Source organism: Gordonia jinhuaensis, assembly GCF_014639795.1.
In the GTDB taxonomy this organism is placed as follows: Bacteria; Actinomycetota; Actinomycetes; order Mycobacteriales; family Mycobacteriaceae; genus Gordonia_B; species Gordonia_B jinhuaensis.
This window is the reverse complement of sequence record NZ_BMGC01000074.1, coordinates 1-4,114: the sequence shown is the minus strand read 5'-3', so window position 1 is coordinate 4,114 and position 4,114 is coordinate 1. Positions and strand designations below refer to the sequence as shown.

The following is a 4,114-nucleotide window of genomic DNA, read 5'->3' as shown; positions in this document are numbered from 1 at the left end:
TTCGGGTTGTAAACCTCTTTCAGTACCGACGAAGCTTCGGTGACGGTAGGTACAGAAGAAGCACCGGCTAACTACGTGCCAGCAGCCGCGGTAATACGTAGGGTGCGAGCGTTGTCCGGAATTACTGGGCGTAAAGAGCTCGTAGGCGGTTTGTCGCGTCGTTCGTGAAAATTCACAGCTTAACTGTGGACGTGCGGGCGATACGGGCAGACTTGAGTGCTCCAGGGGAGACTGGAATTCCTGGTGTAGCGGTGAAATGCGCAGATATCAGGAGGAACACCGGTGGCGAAGGCGGGTCTCTGGGGAGTAACTGACGCTGAGGAGCGAAAGCGTGGGTAGCGAACAGGATTAGATACCCTGGTAGTCCACGCCGTAAACGGTGGGTACTAGGTGTGGGTTCCTTTTCACGGGATCCGTGCCGTAGCTAACGCATTAAGTACCCCGCCTGGGGAGTACGGCCGCAAGGCTAAAACTCAAAGGAATTGACGGGGGCCCGCACAAGCGGCGGAGCATGTGGATTAATTCGATGCAACGCGAAGAACCTTACCTGGGTTTGACATACATCAGACGCAGTCAGAGATGGCTGTTCCCTTGTGGTTGGTGTACAGGTGGTGCATGGCTGTCGTCAGCTCGTGTCGTGAGATGTTGGGTTAAGTCCCGCAACGAGCGCAACCCTTGTCCTGTATTGCCAGCGGGTTATGCCGGGGACTTGCAGGAGACTGCCGGGGTCAACTCGGAGGAAGGTGGGGATGACGTCAAGTCATCATGCCCCTTATGTCCAGGGCTTCACACATGCTACAATGGCCGGTACAGAGTGCTGCGATACCGTGAGGTGGAGCGAATCACTTAAAGCCGGTCTCAGTTCGGATTGGGGTCTGCAACTCGACCCCATGAAGTCGGAGTCGCTAGTAATCGCAGATCAGCAACGCTGCGGTGAATACGTTCCCGGGCCTTGTACACACCGCCCGTCACGTCATGAAAGTCGGTAACACCCGAAGCCGGTGGCCTAACCCGTAAGGGGGGGAGCTGTCGAAGGTGGGATCGGCGATTGGGACGAAGTCGTAACAAGGTAGCCGTACCGGAAGGTGCGGCTGGATCACCTCCTTTCTAAGGAGCACACAACTATCACCCGTTTCTGCCGGCATGTGTCCGTGCGGCGGGTGTGTGTTCATGGGTGAAACATCAACAACACCAATTCACTGCTGTCCTGCGTCATGGTGGGGTGGTGGTGGGTGCATGCCTTGCGTGAGTGGGGTGTGGTGGCTGAACACACTGTCGGGGTTCTGAGGGAACACGCGAGTGTTGTCTCTGCCTGAATACTGCTGCTGGTCGTGGCTGTTGGTGAGGTGTCGTGTGATGCGGTGCTGAGATGGTCGGGGTTGGTGGTGTGTGTTGTTTGAGAAGTGCATAGTGGATGCGAGCATCTAATTTTTTGTTCTCGTTTCTGTGATTCGAGTTCGAGTGTTTGTTGAGAGTGATTTTTTGGTCATGTCACATTGACACGCATCGTGTGCTGGTTCGCTGGGGTTTGTCTGGTGGCTGGTGGTGTGTGTGGGTGTGGTGTGTTGTTGTAAGTGTGTAAGGGCGTTCGGTGGATGCCTTGGTACCAGGAGCCGATGAAGGACGTGGGAGGCCGCGATAGTCCTCGGGGAGTTGTCAACCGTGCTGTGATCCGAGGGTGTCCGAATGGGGAAACCCAGCACCAGTGATGTGGTGTTACCACCGGTTGAATGTATAGACCGTGTGGGGGGAACGTGGGGAAGTGAAACATCTCAGTACCCATAGGAAGAGAAAACAATTGTGATTCCGTGAGTAGTGGCGAGCGAAAGCGGAGGAGGCTAAACCATGCGCATGTGTAACCGGGTAGGGGTTGTGTGTGTGGGGTTGTGGGGTTCATCTTCCCGGATCTACCTGTCTGGGCGTGAGTGAGAAAATCGTGTGTTAGGTGAAGTGGCCTGGAATGGTCTGCCGTAGACGGTGAGAGTCCGGTAATCGAAAGCACATGGTCTTGCGTGATGGGTGCCCAAGTAGCAGCGGGCTCGTGGAATCTGCTGTGAATCTGCCGGGACCACCCGGTAAGCCTGAATACTTCCTGGTGACCGATAGCGGACTAGTACCGTGAGGGAAAGGTGAAAAGTACCCCGGGAGGGGAGTGAAATAGTACCTGAAACCGGACGCTTACAATCCGTCAGAGCCTGTGCACCCTTTGGTGGGTGGTGGGTGATGGCGTGCCTTTTGAAGAATGAGCCTGCGAGTTAGTGCTCAGTGGCAAGGTTAACCCGTGTGGGGTAGCCGTAGCGAAAGCGAGTCTGAAGAGGGCGTGTGAGTCGCTGGGTCTAGACCCGAAGCGGAGTGATCTACCCATGGCCAGGGTGAAGCAGCAGTAAGATGTTGTGGAGGCCCGAACCCACTTCAGTTGAAAATGGAGGGGATGAGTTGTGGGTAGGGGTGAAAGGCCAATCAAACTCCGTGATAGCTGGTTCTCCCCGAAATGCATTTAGGTGCAGCGTCACGTGTTTCTTACTGGAGGTAGAGCTACTGGATGGCCGATGGGCCCTATCAGGTTACTGACGTCAGCCAAACTCCGAATGCCGGTAAGTGAGAGCGTGGCAGTGAGACTGCGGGCGATAAGGTTCGTAGTCGAGAGGGAAACAGCCCAGATCGCCGGCTAAGGCCCCTAAGCGTGTACTAAGTGGAAAAGGATGTGGGGTCGCAGAGACAACCAGGAGGTTGGCTTAGAAGCAGCCACCCTTGAAAGAGTGCGTAATAGCTCACTGGTCAAGTGATCCTGCGCCGACAATGTAGCGGGGCTCAAGTACACCGCCGAAGCCGCGGCACTCACATGAGCTCGCCCATGATCTACGGGTTGTGGGCCAGGTGTGTGGGTGGGTAGGGGAGCGTCCTGCATCCGTGGAAGCCTCGGAGTGATCTAGGGGTGGAGGGTGTGGGAGTGAGAATGCAGGCATGAGTAGCGAAAGCAGAGTGAGAAACTCTGCCGCCGAATGACCAAGGGTTCCTGGGCCAGGTTAATCCGCCCAGGGTGAGTCGGGACCTAAGGCGAGGCCGACAGGCGTAGTCGATGGACAACGGGTTGATATTCCCGTACCCGTGTATCCGCGTCCATGCTGAATCAGTTGTACTAACCATCCAAAACCGCCGAGAAGGCCTTCGGGTCTCGAGTGTGGGGCTGCATGGGACCTTGGCTGGTAGTAGGCAAGCGATGGGGTGACGCAGGAAGGTAGTGGGGCCAGGCGATGGTTGTCCTGGTGTAAGCCGGTAGGGCGAGATATAGGTAAATCCGTGTCTCATATAGCCTGAGAGGTGATGCGTAGCCGTTGCGGTGAATTCCATGATCCTATGCTGCCGAGAAAAGCCTCTAGTGAGTTGGTACACGGCCCGTACCCCAAACCGACACAGGTGGTCAGGTAGAGAATACTAAGGCGATCGAGAGAACTGTGGTTAAGGAACTCGGCAAAATGCCCCCGTAACTTCGGGAGAAGGGGGACCACTGCTGGTGACCGGGTTGACCCCGTGAGCTGGTGGTGGTCGCAGAGACCAGAGAGAAGCGACTGTTTACTAAAAACACAGGTCCGTGCGAAGTCGTAAGACGATGTATACGGACTGACGCCTGCCCGGTGCTGGAAGGTTAAGAGGACCGGTTAGTGCCCTTCGGGGTGCGAAGCTGAGAATTTAAGCCCCAGTAAACGGCGGTGGTAACTATAACCATCCTAAGGTAGCGAAATTCCTTGTCGGGTAAGTTCCGACCTGCACGAATGGCGTAACGACTTCTCTGCTGTCTCAACCACAGACTCGGCGAAATTGCAGTACGAGTAAAGATGCTCGTTACGCGCGGCAGGACGAAAAGACCCCGGGACCTTCACTATAGCTTGGTATTGGTGTTCGGTACGGTTTGTGTAGGATAGGTGGGAGACTGTGAAGCATGCACGCCAGTGTGTGTGGAGTCGTTGTTGAAATACCACTCTGACCGTAGTGGACATCTAACTTCGGACCCTGATCGGGTTCAGGGACAGTGCCTGGTGGGTAGTTTAACTGGGGCGGTTGCCTCCTAAAATGTAACGGAGGCGCCCAAAGGTTCCCTCAGCCTGGTTGGCAA

General features: G+C 55.7%; 2 rRNA genes. Both read left to right on the top strand.

The window, feature by feature from the left end:
- Positions 1 to 1,107 (top strand): 16S ribosomal RNA (locus tag IEW22_RS19565); the annotation flags it as partial.
- Between the two features lie 461 nt (positions 1,108 to 1,568).
- Positions 1,569 to 4,114, top strand: a 23S ribosomal RNA gene (locus IEW22_RS19560); the annotation flags it as partial.